Here is a 25,538-nt window from a genome sequence, read left to right on the forward strand (position 1 = left end):
GGTCGCCGTCGGCTCGATCGGTGTCCTCGCCCGCGTGTCGGGCTTGCCCTCGAACACATGTTCGTTCATTGTTGATGGGAACCGGCCGCGAGACGGACGCGTCCAACAGAACAGCAGACGATCAGCACGTACCGAAACTTGTCGGACCGTCCCGATAGCGTGCCGAGCACAAGATCAAACGACCGACACAGACCCCACCTGCCGGACCGCCGGCAGACGACTCGGAGGAGAAACCGATGGCAGCAGCGCCGCAGGATCGCGAGAAGGCACTCGACCTCGCCCTCGCCCAGATCGACAAGAACTTCGGCAAGGGATCGGTGATGCGTCTCGGTGAGGAGACGCGGCAGCCGATCGAGGTCATCCCGACCGGCTCCATCGCACTGGATGTCGCGCTCGGCATCGGCGGTCTGCCGCGCGGCCGCGTCGTCGAGGTCTATGGTCCGGAATCCTCGGGTAAGACCACCGTCGCGCTGCATGCCGTGGCCAATGCGCAGGCGCAGGGTGGCATCGCGGCGTTCATCGATGCCGAGCACGCGCTCGACCCGGATTACGCGGCGAAGCTCGGTGTCGACACCGACGCCCTGCTGGTGTCGCAGCCCGATACCGGTGAGCAGGCGCTGGAGATCGCCGACATGCTGATCCGCTCCGGCGCCCTGGACATCCTCGTCATCGACTCCGTCGCCGCGCTCGTGCCGCGCGCCGAGATCGAGGGTGAGATGGGCGACAGTCACGTCGGCCTGCAGGCCCGCCTGATGAGCCAGGCGCTCCGCAAGATGACCTCGGCGCTGAACAATTCGAAGACCACCGCGATCTTCATCAACCAGCTCCGCGAGAAGATCGGCGTCATGTTCGGCTCGCCGGAGACCACCACCGGCGGTAAGGCGCTCAAGTTCTATTCGTCCGTGCGACTGGATGTCCGGCGTATCGAGACCCTCAAGGACGGTACCGACGCGGTCGGCAACCGCACCCGCGTCAAGGTCGTCAAGAACAAGGTCGCGCCGCCGTTCAAGCAGGCCGAGTTCGACATCCTCTACGGCCAGGGCATCAGCAAGGAGGGCTCGCTGATCGACATGGGTGTCGCCGAGGGCTTCATCCGTAAGTCCGGTTCATGGTTCACCTACGAGGGCGACCAGCTGGGGCAGGGCAAGGAGAACGCCCGGAAGTTCCTGCTGGAGAACGACGACATCCGGGATGAGATCGAGAAGAAGATCAAGGAGAAGCTGGGGATCGGTGCGGTCGTCGATGCCGACGAGATCGCGCCGGCACCGGTCGAGTTCTGACCGCCGCTCCCGATCTGTTCATGAGTAGCTCGACAACGAACCCCGAGGAGGAGCGGTCCGGTCCCAGCGCCTGGGATGCTGCGCTGCGACTCCTCGGGGTTCGTGCTCGCTCCCGCAGTGAAATCCAGGACCGTCTGTCCCGCAAGGGATTCGACGCCGACACCATCGATGACGTGATGGCCCGCCTGGACCGGCACCATCTTGTCGACGACGCCGAGTTCGCATCCGAATGGGTGCGTTCGCGTCACACCTACTCCGGGCGTGGGCGTGTTGCCCTCCGTCAGGAACTGAAGGCGAAAGGGGTTTCGGCCACCATCATCGCCGAGGCTCTCGACGAGGTGGATCCCGATGCCGAGCGCGGCGTCGCGGCAGAGTTGGTGTCGCGCAAGCTCACCCCGATGCAGCGGGAACGTCTGCAGGAGGACCCGGCCATGCGCGACACCCTGTTCCGGCGTCTCACCGGGATGTTGCTGCGCCGCGGCTACCCGCAGGCGATGGCCATCTCGGTGGTCACCGAAGCACTCGACGCGGCCGCCGATCGATAATCGATCAGCAGCCGCGTCGGGATAGCCTGATTTAGCGTCCGCCCATACCGGGCATGTTCTCCTCGACCATCTCGAGTTCGTCGATGGGTGCGACGGCCGACTTGCGGCGCCCCTGGCGGAGACGTCGTTCGAGATACGTTGCCAGCGAAGACAATCCGAAGTTGATGAGGATCATCACGATGGCGACCACGATCAGCGCCGGCAGATAGTTGCCGTAGTACGAGGCCGACTGGATGCCGGAGCGCACGACCTCGACGTAGCCGATGGCGTAACCGAGAGCGCTGTCCTTGAGGGCGATCACCATCTGTGACACCAACGCCGGCAACATCGCGGTGACGGCCTGCGGCAGCAGGATCATGCGCATCATCTGGCCCTTGCGCAGGCCGAGAGCCATGGAGGCCTCGGTCTGCCCCTTCGGAAGCGAGTTGATACCCGATCGAAGGATCTCCGCGATGACCGATCCGTTGTAGAGCGTCAGACCGGTGACGACCGCCGCGAACGCCAGCTGCGACGACGGGAACACCGCATACTGCGCGAACAGGTAATACGCGAAGATCATCAGGATCAGCACGGGGATCGCGCGGAACACCTCGATGAACACCGCCGAGATGCCGCGCACCCATGCATGGTCGGAGAGCCGGCCGATGCCGAGGACCGCGCCGAGGACGAGCGCCAGCACGATCGAGAGGATCGCCGCCTTCAGCGTTCCCCACAGGCCGGGCAGGATGTAGGTGGTCCAGGTGGTGCCCTTGACGAAGGGATCCCATTTCTCGGCCGTCAGCTGATCGTTGCCGGCGAGGGCGACGATCACATAGGCCAGGACCGCCACGACGATGGCGATGAACACCACCGCGGTGATCCGGTTGCGTATGCGCGCCCGGGGCCCCGGAGCGTCATAGAGAACGGTCGCATCGGCACTCATCGCTTCACCGCCAGTCGCTTGGCCAGGTAGCCGAAGATGAACCCTTCGGCCAGTGTGATGATCATGAATCCGACCGCGATGATCACGAAGATCGGGACGATCTGGTCGGCGAAACTCTCGATCTCCTCCTTCATCAGGAGCGAGGCCTCGGCAACACCGATCACCGACGCGATGGTGGTGTTCTTCGTCAGTGCGATCAGCACACTGCCCATCGGGCCGATCACGGCACGCAGGGCCTGTGGCAGCACCACGATGCCGAAGACCTGCGGGAAGGTGAGGCCCAGGGAGCGTGCGGCCTCGGCCTGACCCAGCGGCACGGTATTGAAACCGGAACGCAGGGTTTCGCAGACGAAGGTGGCGGTATAGAGGACGAAGGCGAGAACGGCGAGCCAGAAGTTGTTGTTCTCGATGAAGTTCTCATTGTCGGGTGCCAGGGCGAGACCCAGATTCTGGTAGAGGCCCACCGAACAGAAGATGACGATCAGCGTGAGCGGCGTGTTGCGCACGATGTTCACGTAGAGCTCGCTGAACTTCCGCATCACCGGAACGGGCGACACCCGCATGCCGGCGAGGATGGTGCCCCAGATCAAGGCGCCGATGGCGGAGAAGAAGGTGAGTTTCAGCGTCACCCAGAACGCGGGCCACAGCTCGGGCCCCATGCTTTCCCAGAGTTCACTCATTGTCGGCCTCCTTCCTCATCACTTCAGGCCCGGCGGGCAGGGCGTGGATTTCGAGTCCAGGAACGACAGATCCCCGGGCTTCGGCATGAACTTGTACTTCGAATCGGGGGTCTCGGCACGCGCGGCCATCTCGTCGACCGTCTTGTTGCCCAGGGCGTCGCGTAATGCCTTGTCCCAGGGAGACTTACCGTCGGGTCCCTTGGTGAGCATGGCATCGAGGGCGCCGTTGACCTTGGCCACGGCGGCGGGATACTCCTTGGCCATGCCGATGCCGTAATACTCGGTGGAGAACGGTGTGCCCGCCTTCTTCAGGGCGTCCTTCACGCAGGCGTCCTTCGGATACGTCATGCTGACGAGCTTGAACTCGCCCGGGAAGAACGCGGCGTATCCGGCCAGGATCACCTCGTCGGTGGTCAGCGCGTCGACCTTGCCCCGGCGGAGCGCCTCCACACACGACGAGTACGAGTCATATTCCTGCAGCTGAACATTCGGGAGCTGAGCCTTTACATTCTGCGCGGGCGTCGAACCGGTCACCGAGCACAGCTTCTTGCCCTTGCTGAGATCGGTGAGGGTGTTGATCGAGTTGTCGTCCTCGCGGACGAGCAGTCCCTGATAGTTGACGAGGTACGGGCCGGCGAAGTCGACCTTCTTCTTGCGGGCCGAGGTGATCGAGTACGTCGCGGCGATCATGTCGACCTCACCGTTGTTGATGAGTGTCTCGCGCTGCGCCGAGGGGGTTTCGCGCCAGGTGATCTTCGGGTGCTTCACACCCAGTTCGTCGGCGATGTGATTGACGACGAATGTCGACACCGACGGGTCGAAACCGGTCACCGACTTGTCCGGGTTGCGGATGCCGAGCCCGGGCTGGTCGTATTTGGTGCCCAGCACGACCGAGCCGTTACGAATCGACTCGATGAGATTGCGTGGATCGGTGTTGCCGCAGGCGGTCACGGAGGCGGCCAGGAGTGCGACCACCGCCGCCACCATGCCGACGCCGAATCTGGTTTTTCGCATATCAGTGCCCCAGGATCTTGCCGAGGAAGTCACGCGCACGGTCGGATTCGGGATTGGCGAAGAACGACTCCGGATCGGAATCCTCGACGATGGCGCCGTCGGCCATGAAGATGACGCGATCGGCTGCCTTCTTCGCGAAGCCCATCTCGTGGGTCACGACGAGCATGGTCATGCCCTCCTTGGCGAGGGAGACCATCACGTCGAGGACTTCGTTGACCATCTCGGGATCGAGGGCCGACGTCGGCTCGTCGAACAGCATGATCTTCGGGTTCATCGCGAGAGAGCGCGCGATCGCCACGCGCTGCTGCTGTCCGCCGGAGAGTTGCGCCGGATACTTGTCCTTCTGGCTGGCGATGCCGACCCGGTCGAGCAGTTCCATCGCCCGCTTGGTGGCCTCGTCCTTGCTGGTGCCCCGCACCTTGGTCGGCGCGAGGATCACGTTGTCGAGGATTGTCTTGTGCGAGAACAGGTTGAACGACTGGAAGACCATGCCGACATCGGCACGCAGCCGTGCGAGGTCGCGACCTTCCTCGGGAACGGGCTTGCCCTCGATGCGGATCTCGCCGCTGTCGATCGGCTCGAGTCGGTTGATGGTCCGGCAGAGAGTGGACTTGCCGGAGCCCGACGGGCCGAGCACCACCACCACCTGTCCCGCCGGGACTTCCAGATTGATGTCACGCAGAACGTGCAGCGAGCCGAAGTGCTTCTGGACGTCCTTCATCTCGATCATCGGCTGTGACCCGGATGCCGAGGAGCGAGCGTTGGTCGAATCGGTCATAGTGGGAAACACTAGTGCTGCCGCACGTACACGTCTCGTTTCGGCAGGAAACAATTGCGCGACAGTTTGTCACGACATGAGCCGGGAAGAGCCGCGCACGGGGATGCCGAGCCGATTTGCGCAGGCCAGTACCCTGGATGGAGTGAGTATCGAGTTGCCCGTCCATGACGACACGCCGGTCCGGAGCTATCAGGTCCGGACCTACGGCTGTCAGATGAATGTGCACGACTCGGAACGGATCTCGGGCCTTCTCGAGTCCGCCGGATATGTGCCCGCCGACGAGGATGCGGAAGCGGATCTGGTCGTCTTCAACACCTGCGCGATCCGGGAGAACGCCGACAACAAGCTCTACGGCAATCTGTCGCATCTGGCACCGGTCAAGAGTCGGAAGCCGGGCATGCAGATCGCGGTCGGCGGCTGCCTGGCGCAGAAGGACAAGGACACGGTGCTGAGCAAGGCACCGTGGGTCGATGTCGTCTTCGGCACCCATAACATCGGTTCCCTGCCCGCGCTGCTGGATCGGGCCCGCCACAACGAGGCGGCGGAGGTGGAGATCCTCGACGCGCTCGAACGGTTCCCGTCGACGCTCCCGGCCAAACGGGACTCCGCCTACTCGGGCTGGGTGTCGGTGTCGGTGGGCTGCAACAACACGTGCACGTTCTGCATCGTGCCGTCGCTGCGTGGAAAAGAGGTCGATCGCCGGCCGGGTGATGTGCTCGCCGAGGTCCAGGCACTCGTCGACCAGGGTGTGCTCGAGGTGACTCTGCTCGGTCAGAACGTGAACGCCTACGGCATGTCCTTCGCCGATCCGGACGAGCCGCGCAATCGCGGGGCCTTCGCCGAGCTGCTCCGGGCGTGCGGAACCATCGACGGACTGGAACGCGTGCGGTTCACGTCGCCGCATCCGGCCGAGTTCACCGACGACGTCATCGAGGCGATGGCGCAGACACCGAACGTCTGCCCGCAGTTGCATATGCCGCTGCAGTCCGGTTCGGACCGGGTGCTGCGGGCCATGCGGCGCAGCTACCGGCAGAGCAAGTTCCTGGGCATCCTCGACAAGGTGCGTGACGCCATGCCGCACGCCGCCATCACCACCGACATCATCGTCGGATTCCCCGGTGAGACCGAAGAGGATTTTCAGCAGACCCTCGATGTGGTTGCGGCAGCGCGATTCTCGAGTGCGTTCACGTTCCAGTACTCGCCGCGGCCGGGAACACCCGCGGCCACCATGGAGGACCAGGTGCCACCCGAGGTGGTCGGGGAGCGTTATCAGCGGCTCATCGCGTTGCAGGAGGATATCTGTCTCACCGAGAACGAGCGGCTCGTCGGCACCCCGGTGGAGTTGCTGGTCGTGGCCGACAGCGGCCGTAAATCGGCGGAGACCCGGCGGATGACCGGACGCGCCCGCGACGGTCGGCTGGTTCACTTCGCTGTCGACCGGTCGGCGGAAGGTGTTGAGTCCCGGAGCATCGGTGAGTCACGGCCTATTCGGCCCGGTGACGTGATCACGACGACGATCACCGGGGCGGCGCCGCACCATCTGGTCGCCGATGCCGGGGTGAACTCACATCGACGTACCCGTGCCGGAGACGCGCACGAGGCTAGTCAACTCCCCACGACGGCCCCTGTCGGGGTCGGCCTGGGAATGCCGACGATCGGCGCCGCGCCCGCGGCGCCCGAGGCGAATGCATGTGGAGCAGGAGGGTGTCAGTGATGGCCGAGTCGGACCGGTTCGCCGCATTCGAGGGCGATCTGAAGAAGGCCGAGCGCAAGGTCGCCGGGGAGATCGATCCGGGTCTGCGCGGTGTCGTGGTGGCGGTCGCGGTGCTGCTGGCGATGTTGTCCTTCGTCTTGCCGCACACCGGATCCGCGTCCGGTATCGATGTGCTCACCTCGTCGGCCGCCGCCGACGCGGAACGCATCGCGATTCCGTCGCGGGTGTTCGTCTACCTGGTGCTGATCTTCGGCATCGGTGCGTCGACGCTGGCCCTGCTGAGTCGACGCTGGGTGCTGGCCTGGGTCGCCCTGTGCGGCTGTGCCGTGGCCTGCGTGGCGGGACTGCTGTCCTGGTGGAGCCGCAACACCCCGGGTGTCGGCGGTGTGGAGCCGCCCAGCGGTGTCGGCATCGGCCTCATCGTCGGCTGGCTTGCGGTGTTCGTCCTGAGCTTCCACTGGGCGCGACTGGTGTGGGCCCGTTCCACCTACCAGTTGGCGCTGGAGGAGGAGCGGCGCGCCGAGGCGGCCGCCCGCGAGGACTTCGCACGGTCGTTGCAGCGACTGCCCGGCCACGACGACGACCCGAAGGCCGGTGCGGACGACTGAGACGTTCGGCGGGTCAGCGGTCGGTCAGGGCGTTCTCGGCCGCGCTGGCCCATTCGCGCCACTGAGCCGCCTGCTCCCGGAGGGCTGCCGCATCCTTGGCCTTACCGCGCTCCTCGGCCTTGATCGCCTGTTCCTCGAACTGGGCCGCACGATCGGCGAATTGCGCCGCCCGTGCCTGGGCTTCCGGATCGGTGCGCTGCCACTGCGCGTCCTCGGCGTCGCGGACCCGCTTCTCCAGCGATCGGACGCGCGCCTCCAGCGCACCCATCTGCTCGCGCGGAACCTTGCCGAGTTCATCCCACTTGTCGCGGAAGTTCCGGAACTCGCGCTTCGCGCCGTCGAGATCGGTGGACGGATCGATCGCCTTCTCGGCGGCCTCCAGCAGCGCGACCTTCGCCGCTGCGTTCGCGGCGTACTCGTTGTCGCGCTCCGTTGTCGCCGCATTGCGGGCGGCGAAGAACACGTCCTGCGCTGCCTTGAACCGTTGCCACAGGGCCTCGTCGGCATCGCGGGGCGCCCGGCCCGCGGCCTTCCACTCCACGAGCAGCTCGCGGAAGCGAGCCGAGGTGGGTCCCCAGTCGGTGGAGCCGGACAACTCCTCGGCGCGGGTGATCAGTTCTTCCTTGCGTGACTTGGCGCCGGCCCGCTCACGGTCCAGTTCGGCGAAGTGCGCGCCACGACGGCGATTGAAGGCGTCCCGCGCCTTGGCGTAGCGCTTCCAGAGCGTGTCGTCGGTCTTGCGATCGACACCCTTGATCGTCTTCCACTCGTCGAGAATGGCGCGCAACCGGTCGCCGGCCGCCTTCCACTGCGTTGACTCCGCCCCGATCTGTTCGGCCTCGGCGGCGAGCTCCTCCTTGCGGGCGGTGGCCGCCGTGCGGGCCGCGTCGCGTTCGGTCCGCAACGAGTCGGCCACCTCGTCGGCGCTCTCCACGATGACCGTGAGACGGGCGTGCAGGGCGTCGACGTCACCGATGACCGCGGCCTCGGGCAGTTGCTCCAGGAGGTGACGTGCCGCGGTCTGCGTCTTGCGTGGGTCACCGGACCGCGCGGACAGGCGTTCCTCGAGGATCTCGACCTCGGTGGCCAGGTCGTCGAACTTGCGGGTGAAATGTGCGAGTCCGGCCTCGGTGCCGCCCGCCTGCCACGAACCGATCTGTCGTTCACCGGACGAGGTGATCAGCCACACGCAGCCGTCGGAGTCGATCCGGCCGAAGCGGTGCGGGTCGCCGTGCGGTACCGGCGCCGGGGTCGACACGGCATCGGTCGGGCGGGGGCCCGGACGCGGTCCGGGGCGGGGACCGGGTTTGGGGCCCGGTTTCGCAGCGGTTGCCGGCGCGGTGTTCGCGGGTGGTGCAGGCACTGCCGATTCTGCTGGCCCAGTGGTGGTTTCGGCGGTCTGATCGTTCTCGTTCGTCATGTGCAGGGGCCCCTTCTCCCGCAGGTTGGTGCCGCGCGTCACGGCTGCCGGTCCATCGATTCCCCTGCCGTTTCACGAGGTGATCGGCACGGGTTCCCACCATTCAAGCAGGTCAGGCCGGACCGTGGGGAGTGTGCGAGACATTCGGCGTAGTCCGCCCGCTCCGCGGGACATGCGTTCGGCTAGCGTCGTACACCGTGCTGGCGTCCGTGGTATTCGTGCCGAGTGCGCCCCTGCTGGTGCCCGAACTAGCCGGTCCGGGCGCGTCCGACACCGAGCCCGTGCGGGTCGCGGCGCTGACCGCCGCGGCCGGTCTGCGGTCGCTTGCCGACCGGTGGGTCGCCATCGGTATCCGCGACGCGCAGACCGGTGAGGAGTCCGGCGGGGTCTGCCCGTCGACGGGCAACTTTGCGCGTTATGGCGTGGATGTCCGGGTCGCACTCGGCGAGCGAGCCGTCCGGTTCGCCGACGATCCGGAGTTGCCGCTGTCGATGCTGATCGCCGCGTGGCTGCGCGGACAGACCGGAGCCGGTGAGGTGACGCCGTTGCTCGTCGACGCCGACGCCGCCACCGCCGACTGCCTCGAGGAGGGAGCGCGATTACGGGCGCGGATCGAGGCCGACGTCGATCCGATCGGCGTTCTGGTGGTCGGTGACGGCGCCATCTCTCTGTCGCCGCGCGCCCCCGGCGGGGGACTGGTGACCGCGGCGGTCGAACTGCAGGAACACGTGGATACGGCCCTGAACTCCGGTGACGTCGCCGCTCTGCGGGCACTGGATCCGGTGACCTGCGCGCGGCACGGTGTGTCGGGTCGCGCCCCGTGGCAGGTCGTCGCGGGCCTGTGCGCGGACGATCAGATCGGCGTCGAAACACTCTATGCGGCAGCACCTTTCGGTGTCGGCTACACGGTCGCGAGATGGTCGGTCCGATGATCGCGGAACGACCCGTGCCGGTGGCGATCGTCGGCCCCACCGCAGGTGGCAAATCGGATCTGGCACTGGACATCGCGGAACGACTCGGCGGCGAGATCGTCAATCTCGACGCGATGCAGCAGTACCGGGGGATGGACATCGGGACCGCCAAGGTACCGCCCGCCGAACGACGCGGGATCCCCCACCACCAATTCGATGTGCTCGACGTGACCGAGACGGCCACGGTGGCGCGCTATCAGGCCGCGGCCGGGGCGGATGTCGAGCACCTCCTGGCAGCGGGCGTCACGCCGGTGCTGGTCGGCGGCTCGATGATGTACTTCCAGGGGCTGCTGGACAACTGGCGGTTCCCCGCGACGGACCCCGAGGTGCGCGCACGGTACGAGGCGCTGCTCGCCGAGGTCGGGGTGAGCGAACTCCACCGGCGTCTCGCCGCGGTGGATCCCCAGGCGGCCGGCACCATCCTGCCGAAGGACGGCAGACGGATCGTCCGTGCCCTGGAGGTCGTCGAACTGACCGGCGAACCGTTCGCGGCATCCGCCCCGGTCATCGGTGAGCCCCGCTGGTCGACGCGGATCATCGCACTGGACCGCGACACGGAACTCCTCGACGAACGGATCCGCCTCCGCACCCGGCAGATGTTCGCCGACGGTTTCGTCGACGAGGTCCGTGCGCTCTGCGACGTCGGATTACGCGAGGGGGTGACCGCCTCGCGGGCCATCGGCTACGCACAGGTGCTGGCCGCACTCGACGGCGACCACGACCTGGCGACCGCGGAGGAGCTGACCTTCATCGGAACGCGGCGCTACGTCCGGCGGCAGCGCTCCTGGTTCCGGCGGGATCATCGGATCACCTGGCTCGACGCCGGTACCGATGACCTCGTCGATGCGGCGATGCGGGTGCTCGGCGCTCCCACCTCGTAGTCTGGTCACGTGGACAGACTGCGCTTCGTCAAGGGACACGGCACCCAGAACGACTTCGTGATCGTCACCGACCCGGCGGCGACCATCGACCTCACCGACGATCTGGTCGCCGCCCTGTGCGATCGGCAGCGCGGCATCGGTGCCGACGGACTGCTGCGTGTCGTCCGGGCCGGCGCACTCGTCGCGCAGGGGGTTCTCGACGCACTGCCCACCGGGGTCTCACCCGACGACTGGTTCATGGATTACCGCAACGCGGACGGATCGATCGCCGAGATGTGCGGCAACGGGGTCCGGGTGTTCGCCCACCATCTGCGCGCGTCCGGTCTGGTCACCGACGATCAGTTCACGGTCGGCTCCCGGGCCGGGGCGCGCCCCGTGGTCGTGCACCGCTTCGACGACGTGTCCGCCGACGTCACCGTCTCGATGGGGCCGGTGCGCATCGACGGCACGTCGGTCGTCGAGATCGCGGGCACCGAGTACGGCGGCATCATGGTCGATGTCGGGAACCCGCACCTGGCCTGCGTCGTCACGGATCTCACCGAGTCCGGACTCGCCGACATCGACTTCACCGGTGGAGTGGCGATCGACGCGGCGGCGTTCCCGAACGGTGCCAACGTCGAGATCATCACGCCCGCGGGAGACGCCGACGAAACCGGGCGGCTACCGGCGGCGATGCGGGTGTTCGAGCGCGGGGTCGGGGAGACCCGGAGCTGCGGAACCGGATTGGTCGCGGCCGGCGCCGCCGTCCTCGCGGCGCGCGCACGTGACACCGGGGTCCTCCACATCACCATCCCCGGTGGTGCGGTCGAGGTCGGCATCGATGCCTCCGGCAGCTATTTGCGCGGACCGTCGCGGCTGGTCGCCGACGGCGAATTCCGCGTCGGCTGGAACGCCTGACGCCGTCACGGGGTCTCCGGCCGCCGGGTAATTGAGGTGACCTGCGATTCGCCGGCGTGACATCATGGATCCTGTATGACCAAATCAGCAGCAGTGTCCGTGACCGAGACCGAACGGCCGTCCGTGCCCGGCTCCGATGACGACACCATTTTTCCGACCGCACCCGCCGCGACTCCCGGACGCACCACCCCCGAGCCGACGACCGGTGAACTTCAACTATCCGAGCGTGCATCCCTGCAACGCGTTGCCGGGTTGTCCACCGAACTCACCGACGTCACCGAGGTCGAGTATCGGCAGCTCCGCCTCGAACAGGTGGTGCTCGTCGGTGTATGGACCGAGGGCAGCGCCGCCCAGGCCGAGGCCAGCATGGCCGAGCTCGCGGCCCTCGCCGAGACCGCGGGCTCGCAGGTCCTCGAAGCACTCATCCAGCGCCGATCGAAACCGGACCCGGCGACGTACATCGGCTCGGGCAAGGCAGAGGAGTTGCGCGAGGCGGTTCTCGCCTCCGGCGCCGACACCGTGATCTGCGACGGCGAACTGACCCCGGCTCAGCTCACCGCTCTGGAACGGGTGGTCAAGGTCAAGGTCATCGACCGGACCGCACTCATCCTCGACATCTTCGCCCAGCACGCGACCTCGCGGGAGGGCAAGGCCCAGGTCTCGCTCGCGCAGATGGAGTACATGCTGCCGCGTCTGCGTGGCTGGGGTGAGTCGATGTCCCGGCAGGCCGGTGGTCGTGCGGGCGCCAACGGCGGCGTCGGTCTGCGCGGCCCGGGTGAGACGAAGATCGAGACGGATCGTCGGCGCATTCGTGAGCGGATGGCCAAGCTGCGCCGCGAGATCCGCGGGATGAAGAAGTCACGCACGGTGAAGCGCGCGGCCCGCGAACGCAATGCGGTCCCGCGGCTCACGGTCGCCGGATACACGAACGCCGGCAAGTCGTCCTTGGTCAACGCGATGACCGGTTCCGGTGTGCTCGTGCAGGACGCCCTGTTCGCCACCCTCGATCCGACGACGCGACGGGCCACCCTCGATGACGGACGAGCGGTGGTCTTCACCGACACCGTCGGATTCGTGCGGCATCTGCCGACCCAGCTCGTCGAGGCGTTCCGGTCCACGCTCGAAGAGGTCGTCGACGCGGACCTCGTCCTGCACGTGGTCGACGGTTCGGATCCGTTTCCCACCGAGCAGATCTCGGCGGTTCGTCAGGTCATCAACGAGATCGTCGCCGAGGAGGGGGTCGCCCCGCCGCCGGAGTTGCTCGTGGTCAACAAGATCGACGCGATCGATGCCGTGCGCATGACGGAACTGCGTGGCGCTCTCGGCGATGCGGTGTTTGTGTCCGCGCGGACCGGCGAAGGCCTCGACGAACTCTTCGAACGGGTTCGGGAGTTCATCGGGCGTTCCGACGTGGAACTCACCCTCGAGGTGCCGTTCACACGCGGAGATGTCGTGTCGCGCATCCACTCCGAGGGGGAGGTGCTGTCGGCCGAGCACACGGCGGACGGCACTCTCATGCGTGTTCGCGTGCCCTCGGCCCTCGCGGGTGCACTCGCCGATCTCGAGGTATCACCCGCCGGCTGACCGTCGGTGAGCTCGATACGCGGCGTAGACCGCGTATCGAGTCCGGTCCTATTCGGCGTCGAGGTCCTTGGCGACGAGCGCCGCGATCCGGTCGACGGTGTCCTGGTCGTCGGCGGTGACGACGACGTTGGTGCCCTTTTCGGCGCCGAGCGTCATGATCATCAGCGCCGAACCGGCGTCCACCGGCTCACCGCCCTCGACGGCCAGGGTCACCGGGCTGTCCTCGGCGGCCGCGGCCTCGGCGATCAAGGTGGCGGGTCGGGCGTGCAGTCCGACGGCGGAGCCGACGGCGACGGTGGTGCTGGGCATTTTCTCTCCTCTTGTGGGGGTTGGGTTTTCGGGTGACTTGATGGATGCCGGCTCAGGCCGGAACCGCCGCCGGTGCGGGAGTCGCGACCGGTTGCTTCGTCGTCCACTGCTTGGCGGCCACCACGATCAACGCGCTCAGTACCGTTCCGGCAGCGAGTGCGACGAGGAAGAGCAGCCAGTTGTTCATCGCGAAGAACACGAAGACGCCACCGTGCGGTGCACGCAGTTCGACACCGAAGGCCATGATCAGCCCGCCCGTCAAGGCGCCGCCTGCCATCATCGACGGGATCACGCGCAGCGGGTCCGTCGCGGCGAACGGGATGGCGCCTTCGGAGATGAAGGATGCGCCGAGCAGCCAGGCCGCCTTGCCGTTCTCGCGTTCCGGTGCGGTGAACAGGCCGGGACGGATCACCGTCGCCAGCGCCATGGCCAGTGGCGGCACCATGCCCGCGCACATCACCGCCGCCATGATCTCCAGCTGTGCCGGTGTGCCGCCGGCGAGACCCGCTGTCGCGAACAGGTAGGCGGCCTTGTTGACCGGCCCGCCGAGGTCGAAGCACATCATCAGGCCGAGGACGATCCCGAGGACGATCGCGGAGCCACCGGACATGCTGTTGAGGCCGTCGGTCATCTGATCGGTGAGCCATGCGAGGGGCTTGCCGAGCAACATGAACAGGATTCCGCCGACGACCATGCTGCCCAGCAACGGGATGATGACCACGGGCTGCAGGCCACGGGCCCACTGCGGCAAGGGGATTCGTGAGATCCAGAGTGACGCGACACCGGCGATGAGACCGCCGACCAGACCACCGATGAAGCTGGCGCCGACGGCCACGGACACCAGGCCCGCCACGAATCCGGGAGCGATACCGGGCCGGTCGGCGATCGCGAAGGAGATGTAGCCGGAGAGCACCGGCACGAGCATCGTCATGGCCAGGGAGCCGACGGCGAAACTCACCGCGCCCAGGTACTGCAGCAGGCCGCCCGACGGAAGATCCCAGAGGGTGTTCTGCAAGGCGATGAACGACCCGTCGCTGAGGGCGCCGTCCTGGTCGAGCGTCGTGTTGGCGATCTCGTACCCGGCGAGCAGGAAGCCCAGAGCGATCAGCAGCCCGCCGGCCGCCACGAAGGGGATCATGTAGCTCACGCCGGTCATCAGGGCCTGACGGATCTGACCGCCGATCCCGACGCCGCCGCCGGAACCGGTGCTCTCGGTGTCGGCTCCGCTGCCCGCGTCGACGATCGAGGCTTTCGGATCATCTGCGGCGGCAACGGCTTCGGCGATCATGGTGTCGGGTTCGTTGATCGCCCGCTTCACCCCGGAAGCGATCACGGGCTTCCCGCGGAAGCGATCGCGGCCCTTCACGCCGACGTCGGTCGCGAAGATGACGGCGTCGGCGTTCGCGATGACGTCCGAGGCGAACGGCGTGGTCGCCGACGAGCCCTGGGTTTCCACCGCGAAGTCGACGCCCGCCCGTTCCGCCGCATACTTCAGGGCGTCGGCGGCCATGTAGGTGTGTGCGATGCCGGTGGGGCAGGCCGTGATCGCGACGATCGACGGGCGCTTCGACCGGGAGTCCGCCGATTCCGCTGTGGCGGGCCCGGACGGGGCTTCGGCCGCCGCCGCGGCTGCCGGCGGTGCCGCGCCGGCCGCGGCACCGGAACCGCCGGCCGGAGCGGGGGAGATGACCTCGTCGACCAGTTCGACGATGCGCTCCGGTGTTTCGGCGGATCGGAGGTCGGCGACGAAGTCCGGGCGCACCAGCGCGCGGGCCAGCGAACTCAGCAGCTTCATGTGCTCGCTCGCGGCGCCGTCGGGTGCCGCGATCAGGAACACGATGTCGGCCGGTCCGTCGGGGGCGCCGAAGTCCACCGGCCTCGACAGCCGTGCCATCCCGAGCCCGGCGCGTGACACGGCCGCGGTGCGCGCGTGCGGGATCGCGATACCGCCGGGCAGGCCGGTCGCCGACTTCGCCTCGCGGTCCATGGCCGCGCGGGTCAATTGGGCGGCGTCATCGGTGTATCCCGCATCGGCGAGTGCCTCGGCGAGATGGGCGATCACCGCGGCCGGGTCGTCGCCGGCATCGACGTCGAGGCTCACGGTCTCGACGGAGATGATCCGTTCGGTCATCGGGACTCCTTAGGCCAGGCGGTCTGTTCGGTGATCTGGGCGTCGTCGGGACGCAGATGTTCGGGGCCCGGTGGCTGGGTACCGGGCAGGCCTGCGGCGGCCGAACCGTAGGCGACCGCGAGGCGGAGTCGCTCCGGTTCGCTCGCGCCGGCCGATTCCGCGAGCAGGTAGCCGGCGAGGGAGGCGTCACCGGCACCGACGGTGCTCCGCGGGGTGACCGGCGGTGGCGTGGCGAACCAGGTGCCCGACGACGTGACCAGGAGCGCGCCCGCGGCGCCGAGCGTCGCGAGGATCGCGGCACCGGTCCGCTCGACCAGTACGCGGGCCGCATCGATCAGGGGTTCGTGGTCACCGCGGTCGATAGCGGACGCGAGGACGGCGGGATCGGCGCCGGTCGCCTGCGCCAGCTCCTCGTCGTTCGGTTTCAGGAGGTCGACGCGGCCGGTGACGGTTGCCGACAGCGGTGCACCCGAGGTGTCGACCGCGACGCGGCATCCGAGCGCGGCGCTCGCGTCGATGACGGTGCGGTACCAGTCGTCGGGCAGACCGGGCGGCAGTGAGCCGCACAGTGCGATCCACCGGGCACCGCGCGCGGACTCCACCACGAGATCGACGAGGTCGTCGGCCTGGGCGGTCGTCATCGGGGCACCGGGTGCGTTGACCTTGGTGGTGGTGCCGTCCGGATCGACGAGGGTCAGATTGGAGCGCACCGCATCGGCGACGGGGACCGTGCGGTGATCGAGTCCCACCGAGTCGAGCGTGCGGAGAAGGGGATCCCCCGCGGATGCCGGGAGGAGTGCGAGAGTCGGCATCCCGGCGCGGGACACGGCACGCGCAACGTTGATGCCCTTGCCGCCCGCCTCGGCGCGGACCGCCACCGCACGCTGCACCGCATCGTGCCGGAGCGGTGCCGACAGTTCCATGGTCCGGTCGATACTCGGATTCGCCGTGACGGTGACGATCACCGGCGTGGTGGACGAGGTCGTCATGCGATCACCACCTCGATTCCCCGCGCGTCGAAGGCTTTCGCCGCAGCCGGATCGGGCACCGCATCCGTGACGAGGACGTCGACGCGGTCGAGCCCGGCGAAGGACGACAGTTCCTCACGATCCACCTTCGACGAATCCGCCAGTACGACAACACGTTCGGCTGCACGGACGATGGCGCTCTTGACGGCTGCCTCCTCAGGATCGGGGGTGGACAGTCCGTGTCCCGAACTGATGCCGTTGGTACCGACGAAAGCCGTCGTGACGCGGAGCCGGCGCAGTGCGTCGACGGTGTCGGTGCCGACCATCGCCTGCGTGATGCCTCGGACGCGGCCGCCGATCACATGGAGGCTGATCGTCGGGTGCACGGCGAGAACGGCCGCGATCGGAATGGCGTGCGTCATGACGTTCAGATGACGGTCCCGAGGGATCTCGAGCGCGGCCTGGTAGGTGGTGGTGCCGGCATCGATGAGCAATGACCCGCCGTCGGACGGCAGGAACCGCATCGCCGCCCGGCCGATGGCGGCCTTCGCGATCGGGTTCTCCACCGTGCGCTCGTCGACACCGAGTTCACCGATTGACGGAGTGGTGCCCGAGCGCACCGCACCGCCGTGTACGCGTTCGAGATGTCCGCCTCGCTCGAGGACCGCGAGATCGCGGCGAACCGTTTCGCTGGTGACCGCGAAGGCGTCGGCCAATCCGGACACCGACACCCGGCCGTGGGTGCGGACCTGATCGGCGATCGCCTGCTGCCGCTCCTCGGCGTACATGGGCGCCTCCTCGGGGTCGGGGACCGGCATAGTGGACTCAAACCGTGTGTTCGTGTGGGTTTGAATGTTGATACCTCTGTGTTTACGCCTGTCTATGTGGATTCGTCAAGGATTATCTGTAAGCTGGATCACGATTGGTCGTATCTCGGAGGACGGCGCGGACGCGGAGGCGCGTGTGCAGGTCACCGGGGCGGGAACGGGTCGGGAGATAGGGTGTGCTGTGGCTGCGAAGCATGTGCTGAACGGGACTCCGGTCGTCGGCGGGAAGGCCTACGGGCCTGCGGTCCGGCCGGGGGTCCGCCCGACCTATGACCCCGAGGGTGCACCGGAGGTCGCCGAGGATCAGCGGGACGCGGAGGCGGAGCGGTTCACGAGCGCCGCCGCAACGGTGGCCTCCCGGCTGCGTGACCGTGCCAGCAGCACCACGGGTGCGGCGAGCGAGGTTCTCGCGGCCACCGCCGGACTTGCCGAGGATCGGGGCTGGGTGGGTGCCGCGACGGCCCTGATCGCGAAGGGCACGCCGGCGCCCGCCGCGGCAGCCGCCGCCACCGAACAGTTCGCCGCCATGTTCACCAAGCTCGGCGGGCTGATGGCCGAACGCGTCACCGACCTCAACGACGTCCGTGACCGAGTGATCGCCGAGCTGCTCGGTGAGCCCGAACCCGGTGTGCCCGAACCGGATCAGGCGTCGGTGCTGCTCGCTGACGACCTCGCGCCCGCCGATACCGCCGGATTGGATCCGGCGGTCATCATCGCGTTGGTCACCCGGCTCGGCGGACCGACCAGCCACACCGCCATCATCGCGCGGCAGCTCGGCATCCCCTGTGTGGTGGCCGTGGCCGGGCTGTCCGAGATCCCCGCGGGAACACCGGTTCTCGTCGACGGCACCGAGGGCACGGTGGAGACCGGCGTCGATCCGGCGACCGCCGCGGAGGCGATCGAGGAGAGCCGCCGGAACGCCGAGAAGATCGCCGCGTGGTCGGGGCCCGGACGCACCGCCGACGGCCATGAGGTGGCGATCCTCGCGAACGTCGCCGACGGCAAGTCCGCGCGTGCGGCGACCGACCGTCCGGTCGAGGGGATCGGGCTGTTCCGTACCGAGCTGGCCTTCCTCGACCGTGCGGAGGCGCCGACGGTGGACGAGCAGGCGTCGCTGTACCGCGAGGTGATCGACGCCTTCGACGGTCGCAAGGTCATCATCCGCACGCTGGACGCGGGTTCGGACAAACCCCTCAAATTCGTGGATCAGCCTCGTGAGGAGAACCCGGCGCTGGGTGTCCGCGGCGACCGGATCGCGCTGGCGCACCCCGAGATACGCGCCACCCAGCTCGATGCCATCAAGGCCGCTGCCGAGGGTGCCGCGTCGGCGCCGTGGGTGATGGCCCCGATGATCGCGACACCGGCCGAGGCCGCGGCGTTCGCGACCGAGGTCCGCGCCCGGGGACTGGTACCCGGCGTGATGATCGAGATTCCGTCGGCCGCGATCATGGCGCAGCAGATTCTCGCGGAGGTGGACTTCGTGTCGATCGGCACCAACGATCTGACGCAGTACACGATGGCGGCCGATCGGATGTCCGCGGACATGGCCACTCTGACCGATCCGTGGCAGCCCGCGGTGCTCCGGCTTGTGGCGGAAGTGGCGCAGGCCGGAAGCGCTGCCGGCAAACGCGTCGGTGTCTGCGGCGAGGCGGCCGCCGATCCCGTCCTGGGCTGCGTGCTGGTCGGTCTCGGTGTGTCGTCGCTGTCCGCGGCCCCCACCGCGGCCGCCGCCGTGGGGGCGAGGCTCGCCGAGGTCACCCTCGATCAGTGCCGAGCGGCCGCGACGGCGGCGCTCCCGGCGGCGTCGGCCGCCGAGGCCCGCGCCGCCGCGCGAGACGCTCTGGGCTGAAAGGGTCTGTCAGATCCGGCGCATCACGGTGACGACCTTGCCGAGTACGGCAGCGTCATCACCGGGGATCGGGTCGAACAGAGGGTTGTGCGGCATCAGCCACACGTGACCGTCCTTGCGCTTGAACGTCTTGACCGTCGCCTCGCCGTCGATCATCGCCGCGACGATGTCGCCGTTGTCGGCGACGCTCTGCTGACGGACGACGACCCAGTCGCCGTCGCAGATCGCCGCGTCGATCATCGATTCGCCGACGACCTTCAACAGGAAGAGTGACCCCTCGCCGACGAGTTCACGGGGGAGTGGGAACACGTCCTCGACGGCTTCCTCGGCCAGGATCGGGCCGCCCGCGGCGATCCGGCCGAGCACCGGCACGAACGTCGGGGTGGGCAGCTCGGCTCCGGTGGACGAATCATCGGGCGGCGTGGTGTCGCCGTCCTGGATGTTCACCGCGCGTGGCCGGTTGTGGTCGCGTTTGAGCAGCCCCTTGCGCTCCAGGGTGCGGAGCTGGTGTGCCACCGAGGACGTGGAGGTGAGCCCGACCGCGTCGCCGATCTCGCGGATGCTCGGTGGGTAACCGCGCTCGCGAACCGACTTGCGGATGTAGTCGAGCACCCCGCGCTGGCGGGGGGTCAGCGCGGCCTCGGCGGCCTCCGGGTCGGCGATCGGGGCGTCCGGGCTCGTGTCGGAATCGCGTCCTCCGCGACTCCGGCCGCCGGTTTTGTCGGTCATCGTGTTCAGTCCCTTCTCGGACGATTCTGCAGGTCTGACGGGTCTGGAAAGTCGGTCTGCGCAGGTGATCGGGGTCGTCCCCGAGCTCCCGGTGTGCCCGAGAGTAGCCGAACGAACGACCGTCTTCAAACATTTGTTCGACGTGTTGCGGGACTTTGTCGGTGCCGCGTGCTACAAATCGAACATAGGTTCCATCGACCAGATGTTCGATAAGACGTTTGTTCGACCGGACATCATCGACCCGAGCACAGGAGAGCACGATGAGCACCGCAACGCTGATGAGCCCCGCAGCCCCGTCCGGCGCACGACGCGTCCCGGCGTCGCCGGTACGGACGGCCGAGTTCGAGATCCCGGCACCCGCCTCGCGGACGCGGCGCGCCCCGTCGACCTTCGTGCCCGCGGGGCCCTCGGTCCGTCCGCGCGGCAGCGCTCGTACCGAGGCCCGGCGTCCGGACGACCGCCGCCCGGTCGGCGCATCGCCCGCCGTGGCGCGGCGTCCGGCGGGCACGCGCTGCGCCGCACCGGCGGTCGATCGGCGCGTCGTCGCACGCCGTCGTGCCGCCGCGGTGGCCGTGCTGGTCGGCGTGGGCCTGGCTCTCATGGTGTGGGTCGTGGGCATCGTCGGCTCGAACTATGCGGCCTCGGTGGCCCCGGCTCCGGCCGGCACCGAGGTGGTGCATGTGCGGCAAGGGGATTCGCTGAGTTCGATCGCCGACCGGGTGGCGCCGGACATGCCCCGCCAGACCGTCATCGAGGAGATCATGGCGCGCAACGACCTGTCGTCCTCCGGTCTGCGTGTCGGACAGGCGCTGGTGACTCCCGCATACCACTGAACGGAGACCACTGAGGACGGAGCGGAACCGATAGGACGGTAGTCTCGTGACAGAGGGCCCAGCCGGAAACCGGCACGGCGCACCGTCGATTCGCTGCGCCGGCGTGTCCCGAGATGTGCGTGAGGACGACATGCGCTGTCCGTTTTGCAAGAACGACGACACGAAGGTCGTTGATTCGCGAGTCACCGATGAAGGTCAGGCCATCCGCCGGCGTCGGGCATGCGCGCAATGCGGCCGGCGCTTCTCCACCGTGGAGAGCGCCGTGTTGTCGGTGGTCAAGCGCAACGGCGTGACCGAGCCGTTCAGCCGGGAAAAGGTCATGCGAGGCGTGCGTCGTGCCTGCCAGGGTCGGGACGTCGAAGAGGGCGCACTCGCCCTGCTCGCCCAGCAGGTGGAGGACACCGTCCGGGCGTCGGGATCGGCCGAGATCCCGAGCAACGAGGTCGGATTGGCGATCCTCGGGCCTCTCCGTGATCTCGACAAGGTCGCGTATCTGCGATTCGCGTCGGTGTACCGCTCGTTCGAGTCGGTCGAAGACTTTCAGCGCGAGATCGACGACCTCCAGACGGAGTCGGCTCCGGCCGGCGACTCCGTCCACTGAGGCGGGCGCGGCGGTCCGCCGCGATTCCGTCAGCGAAACTGCTCGAGGGCACGTAGGGCGCGCTTCTCCGAGATCGGATACGCGGTGCCCAGACGCTGCGCGAAGAGGCCGACGCGAAGTTCCTCCACCAACCACTGCGCGAAGTCGTTGAACGCGTCGCGACGTGCCGCGGGGAGCTGTGCAAGGCGCTGATTCCAGTACGCGATGACCCGGTCGACGGCATCGAGGCCGGCCCGATCCCGGGCGGGGGCGAGTGGCAGATCGTCGAGGCGTGACGTCGCGGCGTCGAGGTAGCGCGGCAGTCGCTCCAGATGTGTGCGTGCGGTGTCGCGTACGAAACCGTCGAAGATCAGGTGATCGAGCTGCTCGGCCACATCATCGGCGGCCACGGTGCCGGTCTGTTCCTCGATGGCGGCACGGACCGGCGACACGCGCCGCAGGGCGTCGATCGCGGCGGTGAAGTAGGCCGGCGCGGCATCCGACACCTCGTCGCGCACCGAATCGGTCAGCGCGCGAAATGATTCCGGAGATCGCACGCCGGACAGGTCGCGGCCCGCGAGGGCGTCACGAATGGCGCGGCGGGTGCAATCGGCGACGAGATCGTCGACGCTGCCATAGGGGCTCTGGCTCAGCGCGAGACGTCCGGCGGGGTCCAGGGTGGACACGATCTTCTTCGGCAGCACGGGCAGAGCGCGATCGAGCAGGACCACGATCGCGTCGGCGATACGCCGGTCCCGGTCGGCGGCCGATGTGGCCTCCGCGAGACTCACGGCGGGGGCGCCACCGGGACCCGGGACGACATCGAGCGTGGGATAGCGGGTGACCTGTTGCCCGGCGACCGTCAGTCGACGCTCGGCGGGCAGTGTGCCGATGCCGTCGGCGGTCCAGGAGGTGTGGACCGAACGAGTCCGCTCGCCGGTGGCCGGGGCATCGGTGAAACGTGCGCGGAGCTCGGTCAGCGACGATGCGCTGGCGATGATCTGTCCGTCCGTGTCGGCGACGGCGAAGGTCATCGTCAGATGCGGCGGCACTTTGTCGATATCGAAGTCCTTGGGGGACACCGTCATCGTGGTGATCGCCGACAGTTCACGTGCCAGACCTGTGGTGAGCGGTTCGGCCCGCGGTGTGAGGCGCGACAACGCCAGATCGGCGAATCGCTGTGCGGGGGCCATTGACTTGCGCAGCGATTTCGGCAGTGACCGGATCAGTTCGGTGGCGAGTTCGGAACGCAGGCCGGGGACCGACCAGTCGAAGCCAGCGGGACGGACGTGATCGACGAGGGGGCGCGGGATCACCACGGTGACACCGTCGTCGGGGGCGCCCGGTTCGAATCGGTAGCGCAGCTCGAGCCGTGTGTCGCCCTGCTGCCAGACGCCGGGGAAGTCGGTGTCCGCGACGCTGATGTCCGCTGCGACGTCCTCGGGCGTCAGGTCGAGCAGGTGGGGTTGCGTGCGTCGAGTCTTCTTCCACCATGTGTCGAAATGGCGTGCGGAGGTGACGTCGGCGCCGACCCGTTCGTCGTAGAAGTCGAAGAGCTGGTCCTCGGTGATCACCACGTCGCGGCGTCTGGCCCGGTGTTCGACCTCCCCGGCGGCCTCGAGCAGTTCCCGATTGTGTTCGAAGAAGGCATGATTGGTCCGCCAGTCGCCTTCGACCAGTGCGTGCCGGATGAACATGTCGCGTGCGGTGACCGGATCGATCGAGCCGAACGGCACGCGACGCTGCGCGACCAGCGTGACTCCGTAGAGGGTCACCCGCTCGTAGGCCATCGCCGAGCCACGTTTGCCCGACCAGTGCGGTTCACTGTACTGACGCCGTACCAGATCGCCCGCCAGTTTCTCGACCCACAGCGGATCGACGGCCGCCACCGTATGGGCGAACAACCGTGCGGTCTCGATGATCTCGGCGGCCATGATGAATGCCGGGGGCTTCTTGGCCAGTGCCGATCCCGGGAAGATCGCGAGCGTGGTGTTGCGGGCACCGGTGTACTCGCGGCTGTCACCGTTGCGCACCGCGATATTGGACAGCAGACCGGACAGTATCGATCGGTGGATCGCGTCGGCGTCGCGCTCGGTCTCGGTGACCGGCCAGTCGAGGTCGGTGACGATCCGGGTGAGCTGGCGGTGGAGCTCCTGCCACTCCCGGATGCGCAGGAAATGCAGGAATTCCTTCTCGCATTGACGCCGGAAACGGTTGCCGGACAATGTTGCTCGCTGCTCTGCGAGATAGTCCCAGAGTTCGAGGTAGGAGAGGAATTCCGATCCCGGAACGGCGAACCGGCGATGGGCCGCATCGGCCGCCTCGCGATGCTCGGCCGGTCGTTCGCGGACATCGGGCACCGACAACGCGGCCGCGATCACCAGCACGTGATCGAGGCAGCCGAGTTCGCGGGACGCGATGAGCATCCGGGCGAGACGGGGATCGACGGGCAGGCGCGCCATGTCTCGGCCGACGGGCGTGAGGACGGGTTCATGGTCGTCGCGGGCGGATGGCCGGATCGCGCCGAGCTCGGTCAGCACAGCCATACCGTCGCGGATCGCGCGCGCGTCCGGTGGCTGCACGAACGGGAATTCCGCGATGTCGCCGAGTTTGAGCGACGCCATCTGCAGGATGACCGCCGCCAGGTTGGTGCGCAGGATTTCCGGATCGGTGAACGCGGGCCGCTGCTCGAAATCGTCCTCGCTGTAGAGACGGATGCAGATGCCCGGCGCCACACGACCGCATCGGCCGGCCCGCTGCCGGGCGCTCGCCTGCGAGATCGGTTCGATCGGCAGGCGGTTCACCTTGGTACGGGTCGAGTACCGCGAGATGCGGGCGGTGCCGGTGTCGATGACGTACCGGATGCCCGGGACGGTCAGCGAGGTCTCGGCGACATTGGTGGCCAGCACGATGCGGCGGCCGTTGGACGGCGAGAACACCCGCTGCTGGTCGGCGATGGACAGCCGCGCGTACAGCGGCACGATCTCGGCCCCTTGTGCCACATGCCGTTTGAGCGCGTCGGCCGTCTCGCGGATATCGCGTTCGGTGGGCAGGAAGACCAGGATGTCGCCGGTGGCGCGATTGGCCCACAGTTCGGAGATCGCACGTTCGATGCCCTGGATCTGATCGAGATCGCGATGGTCGGAGCCGGCATCCGGATCGTCGAGAGGCCGATAGCGGATCTCCACGGGGTACGTCCGTCCGGAAACCTCGAGGATGGGTACCTGGGCGTCGGCGCCCGGGTCTCCGGTCGCGAAGTGCCGGGCGAATCTGCCGGGTTCGATGGTTGCCGAGGTGATGATGAGTTTCAGGTCCGGTCGCCGGGGGAGCAGCCGTTTCAGATAGCCGAGCAGGAAGTCGATGTTGAGACTGCGCTCATGTGCCTCGTCGATGATGAGGGTGTCGTACTGGCGGAGCAGCGGATCGGTGGCGATCTCACGCAGCAGGATGCCGTCGGTCATCACCTTCACCAGGGTGTCGGCACCCGATCGATCGGTGAAGCGCACCGAATACCCGATCGCCTGGCCGAGTTGGGTGCCCGTCTCGTCGGCGACGCGGCGCGCGACCGAACTCGCCGCGATGCGGCGTGGCTGGGTGTGACCGATGGCGCCTCGGATGCCACGCCCCAATTCGAGAAGGATCTTCGGGAGTTGGGTGGTCTTGCCGGAACCGGTCTCCCCGGCCACCACGACGACCTGGTGGTCGCGGATGGCGTCCGCGATCTCCTCGCGGGCCGCCGACACCGGTAGCTCCGGCGGATACTCGATGACCGGGACCGCCGCGCGCCGCGCGGTGAGGCGGGCTTCCGCGGCGTCGACATCGGCCACGAGTTTCGACCACGCGCGGTCGGATTCGCCGGTGTCCGACGACTTCCGGTCCCGGGTCTCCCGCAACCGATCGAGCCTGCGCCGGAGGCGATGCTCATCGGCGATGGACACATCGGAGAGCCGGTCGATGACTGCTCTGCGGTCCTCTGCGGTCGGGGCGGGCATGATGAGTCCAGGATATGGGGTGGCCG

22 protein-coding genes are annotated in these 25,538 nt (G+C 67.9%); 11 read left to right on the forward strand and 11 right to left on the reverse strand.

The window, feature by feature from the left end; genetic code table 11:
• The first annotated feature begins 236 nt into the window (after positions 1–236).
• Both recA and AC4JJG_RS08795 read left to right on the forward strand, forming a co-directional pair.
• Positions 237–1,280, forward strand: a complete 1,044-nt coding sequence (gene recA, locus AC4JJG_RS08790; protein ID WP_495400842.1) for a recombinase RecA — start codon at positions 237–239, stop codon at positions 1,278–1,280.
• Between the two features lie 20 nt (positions 1,281–1,300).
• Positions 1,301–1,825, forward strand: coding sequence for a regulatory protein RecX (locus tag AC4JJG_RS08795; protein ID WP_495400841.1), 525 nt, complete (start codon positions 1,301–1,303; stop codon positions 1,823–1,825).
• 31 nt (positions 1,826–1,856) lie between these two features.
• Here AC4JJG_RS08795 and AC4JJG_RS08800 read toward each other — a convergent pair whose 3' ends face one another.
• The 4 genes from AC4JJG_RS08800 to AC4JJG_RS08815 are packed head-to-tail and all read right to left on the reverse strand — an operon-like array spanning position 1,857 to position 5,171.
• Positions 1,857–2,747, reverse strand: a complete 891-nt coding sequence (locus AC4JJG_RS08800; protein ID WP_495400840.1) for an amino acid ABC transporter permease — start codon at positions 2,745–2,747, stop codon at positions 1,857–1,859.
• A complete protein-coding gene (locus AC4JJG_RS08805; RefSeq protein WP_495400839.1) occupies positions 2,744–3,427 on the reverse strand; it encodes an amino acid ABC transporter permease in 684 nt (227 codons plus the stop codon). The genes AC4JJG_RS08800 and AC4JJG_RS08805 overlap by 4 nt, the downstream gene beginning before the upstream one ends.
• 18 nt (positions 3,428–3,445) lie before the next feature.
• Positions 3,446–4,441, reverse strand: a complete 996-nt coding sequence (locus AC4JJG_RS08810) for a glutamate ABC transporter substrate-binding protein (RefSeq protein ID WP_495400838.1) — start codon at positions 4,439–4,441, stop codon at positions 3,446–3,448.
• Position 4,442: 1 nt separating this feature from the next.
• Positions 4,443–5,171 (reverse strand): amino acid ABC transporter ATP-binding protein, encoded by a 729-nt coding sequence (locus AC4JJG_RS08815; protein ID WP_495401032.1) that lies wholly within the window; start codon positions 5,169–5,171, stop codon positions 4,443–4,445.
• Positions 5,172–5,322: 151 nt separating this feature from the next.
• On the opposite strand from AC4JJG_RS08815, the gene miaB reads away from it, so the two are divergent.
• Both miaB and AC4JJG_RS08825 read left to right on the forward strand, forming a co-directional pair.
• Positions 5,323–6,933, forward strand: a complete 1,611-nt coding sequence (miaB, locus tag AC4JJG_RS08820) for a tRNA (N6-isopentenyl adenosine(37)-C2)-methylthiotransferase MiaB (RefSeq protein WP_495401031.1) — start codon at positions 5,323–5,325, stop codon at positions 6,931–6,933.
• Positions 6,909–7,541 carry an Rv2732c family membrane protein gene (locus AC4JJG_RS08825; RefSeq protein ID WP_495400837.1) on the forward strand — a complete coding sequence of 211 codons (633 nt, stop codon included), beginning with the start codon at positions 6,909–6,911 and terminating at the stop codon, positions 7,539–7,541. Before miaB ends, AC4JJG_RS08825 begins: the two co-directional genes overlap by 25 nt.
• A 13-nt stretch (positions 7,542–7,554) precedes the next feature.
• Here AC4JJG_RS08825 and AC4JJG_RS08830 read toward each other — a convergent pair whose 3' ends face one another.
• Positions 7,555–8,961: a DUF349 domain-containing protein gene (locus tag AC4JJG_RS08830; protein WP_495401030.1), complete on the reverse strand. Its 1,407-nt coding sequence runs from the start codon at positions 8,959–8,961 to the stop codon at positions 7,555–7,557.
• 197 nt (positions 8,962–9,158) lie between these two features.
• On the opposite strand from AC4JJG_RS08830, the gene AC4JJG_RS08835 reads away from it, so the two are divergent.
• The 4 genes from AC4JJG_RS08835 (at position 9,159) to hflX (ending at position 13,294) form a co-directional block, all read left to right on the forward strand.
• A complete protein-coding gene (locus AC4JJG_RS08835) occupies positions 9,159–9,893 on the forward strand; it encodes a class III extradiol ring-cleavage dioxygenase family protein (RefSeq protein WP_495400836.1) in 735 nt (244 codons plus the stop codon).
• A complete protein-coding gene (miaA, locus tag AC4JJG_RS08840; protein WP_495400835.1) occupies positions 9,890–10,813 on the forward strand; it encodes a tRNA (adenosine(37)-N6)-dimethylallyltransferase MiaA in 924 nt (307 codons plus the stop codon). The genes AC4JJG_RS08835 and miaA overlap by 4 nt, the downstream gene beginning before the upstream one ends.
• A gap of 9 nt (positions 10,814–10,822) precedes the next feature.
• A complete protein-coding gene (gene dapF / locus AC4JJG_RS08845) occupies positions 10,823–11,710 on the forward strand; it encodes a diaminopimelate epimerase (RefSeq protein ID WP_495400834.1) in 888 nt (295 codons plus the stop codon).
• A gap of 75 nt (positions 11,711–11,785) precedes the next feature.
• The gene (gene hflX, locus AC4JJG_RS08850) at positions 11,786–13,294 is read left to right on the forward strand and encodes a GTPase HflX (protein ID WP_495400833.1); all 1,509 of its coding nucleotides are present in this window, start codon (positions 11,786–11,788) and stop codon (positions 13,292–13,294) included.
• 48 nt (positions 13,295–13,342) lie between these two features.
• On the opposite strand, the gene AC4JJG_RS08855 is transcribed toward hflX, so the two are convergent.
• From AC4JJG_RS08855 to AC4JJG_RS08870, 4 genes are read right to left on the reverse strand one after another with little or no spacing between them, the layout of a single operon-like run.
• Positions 13,343–13,603 carry an HPr family phosphocarrier protein gene (locus AC4JJG_RS08855; RefSeq protein ID WP_495400832.1) on the reverse strand — a complete coding sequence of 87 codons (261 nt, stop codon included), beginning with the start codon at positions 13,601–13,603 and terminating at the stop codon, positions 13,343–13,345.
• 52 nt (positions 13,604–13,655) lie between these two features.
• A complete protein-coding gene (locus AC4JJG_RS08860) occupies positions 13,656–15,734 on the reverse strand; it encodes a PTS fructose transporter subunit IIABC (RefSeq protein ID WP_495400831.1) in 2,079 nt (692 codons plus the stop codon).
• On the reverse strand, positions 15,731–16,699 hold the full coding sequence (locus AC4JJG_RS08865; RefSeq protein WP_495401029.1) for a 1-phosphofructokinase family hexose kinase: 969 nt from the start codon (positions 16,697–16,699) through the stop codon (positions 15,731–15,733). Before AC4JJG_RS08865 ends, AC4JJG_RS08860 begins: the two co-directional genes overlap by 4 nt.
• A 20-nt stretch (positions 16,700–16,719) precedes the next feature.
• Positions 16,720–17,490 carry a DeoR/GlpR family DNA-binding transcription regulator gene (locus AC4JJG_RS08870; protein ID WP_495401028.1) on the reverse strand — a complete coding sequence of 257 codons (771 nt, stop codon included), beginning with the start codon at positions 17,488–17,490 and terminating at the stop codon, positions 16,720–16,722.
• Between the two features lie 220 nt (positions 17,491–17,710).
• On the opposite strand from AC4JJG_RS08870, the gene ptsP reads away from it, so the two are divergent.
• Positions 17,711–19,378: a phosphoenolpyruvate--protein phosphotransferase gene (gene ptsP / locus AC4JJG_RS08875; protein WP_495400830.1), complete on the forward strand. Its 1,668-nt coding sequence runs from the start codon at positions 17,711–17,713 to the stop codon at positions 19,376–19,378.
• Positions 19,379–19,387: 9 nt separating this feature from the next.
• Here ptsP and lexA read toward each other — a convergent pair whose 3' ends face one another.
• Positions 19,388–20,107 carry a transcriptional repressor LexA gene (gene lexA / locus AC4JJG_RS08880; protein ID WP_495400829.1) on the reverse strand — a complete coding sequence of 240 codons (720 nt, stop codon included), beginning with the start codon at positions 20,105–20,107 and terminating at the stop codon, positions 19,388–19,390.
• A 260-nt stretch (positions 20,108–20,367) separates the two neighbouring features.
• Between lexA and AC4JJG_RS08885 the strand changes: the two genes are divergently transcribed.
• Positions 20,368–20,940 (forward strand): LysM peptidoglycan-binding domain-containing protein, encoded by a 573-nt coding sequence (locus tag AC4JJG_RS08885; RefSeq protein WP_495400828.1) that lies wholly within the window; start codon positions 20,368–20,370, stop codon positions 20,938–20,940.
• Positions 20,941–21,070: 130 nt separating this feature from the next.
• The gene (nrdR, locus tag AC4JJG_RS08890; RefSeq protein ID WP_495400827.1) at positions 21,071–21,541 is read left to right on the forward strand and encodes a transcriptional regulator NrdR; all 471 of its coding nucleotides are present in this window, start codon (positions 21,071–21,073) and stop codon (positions 21,539–21,541) included.
• A gap of 29 nt (positions 21,542–21,570) precedes the next feature.
• On the opposite strand, the gene hrpA is transcribed toward nrdR, so the two are convergent.
• Positions 21,571–25,512, reverse strand: a complete 3,942-nt coding sequence (gene hrpA, locus AC4JJG_RS08895; protein ID WP_495400826.1) for an ATP-dependent RNA helicase HrpA — start codon at positions 25,510–25,512, stop codon at positions 21,571–21,573.
• Positions 25,513–25,538 lie beyond the last annotated feature (26 nt).

This window comes from Gordonia sp. B8661-1, assembly GCF_059427765.1.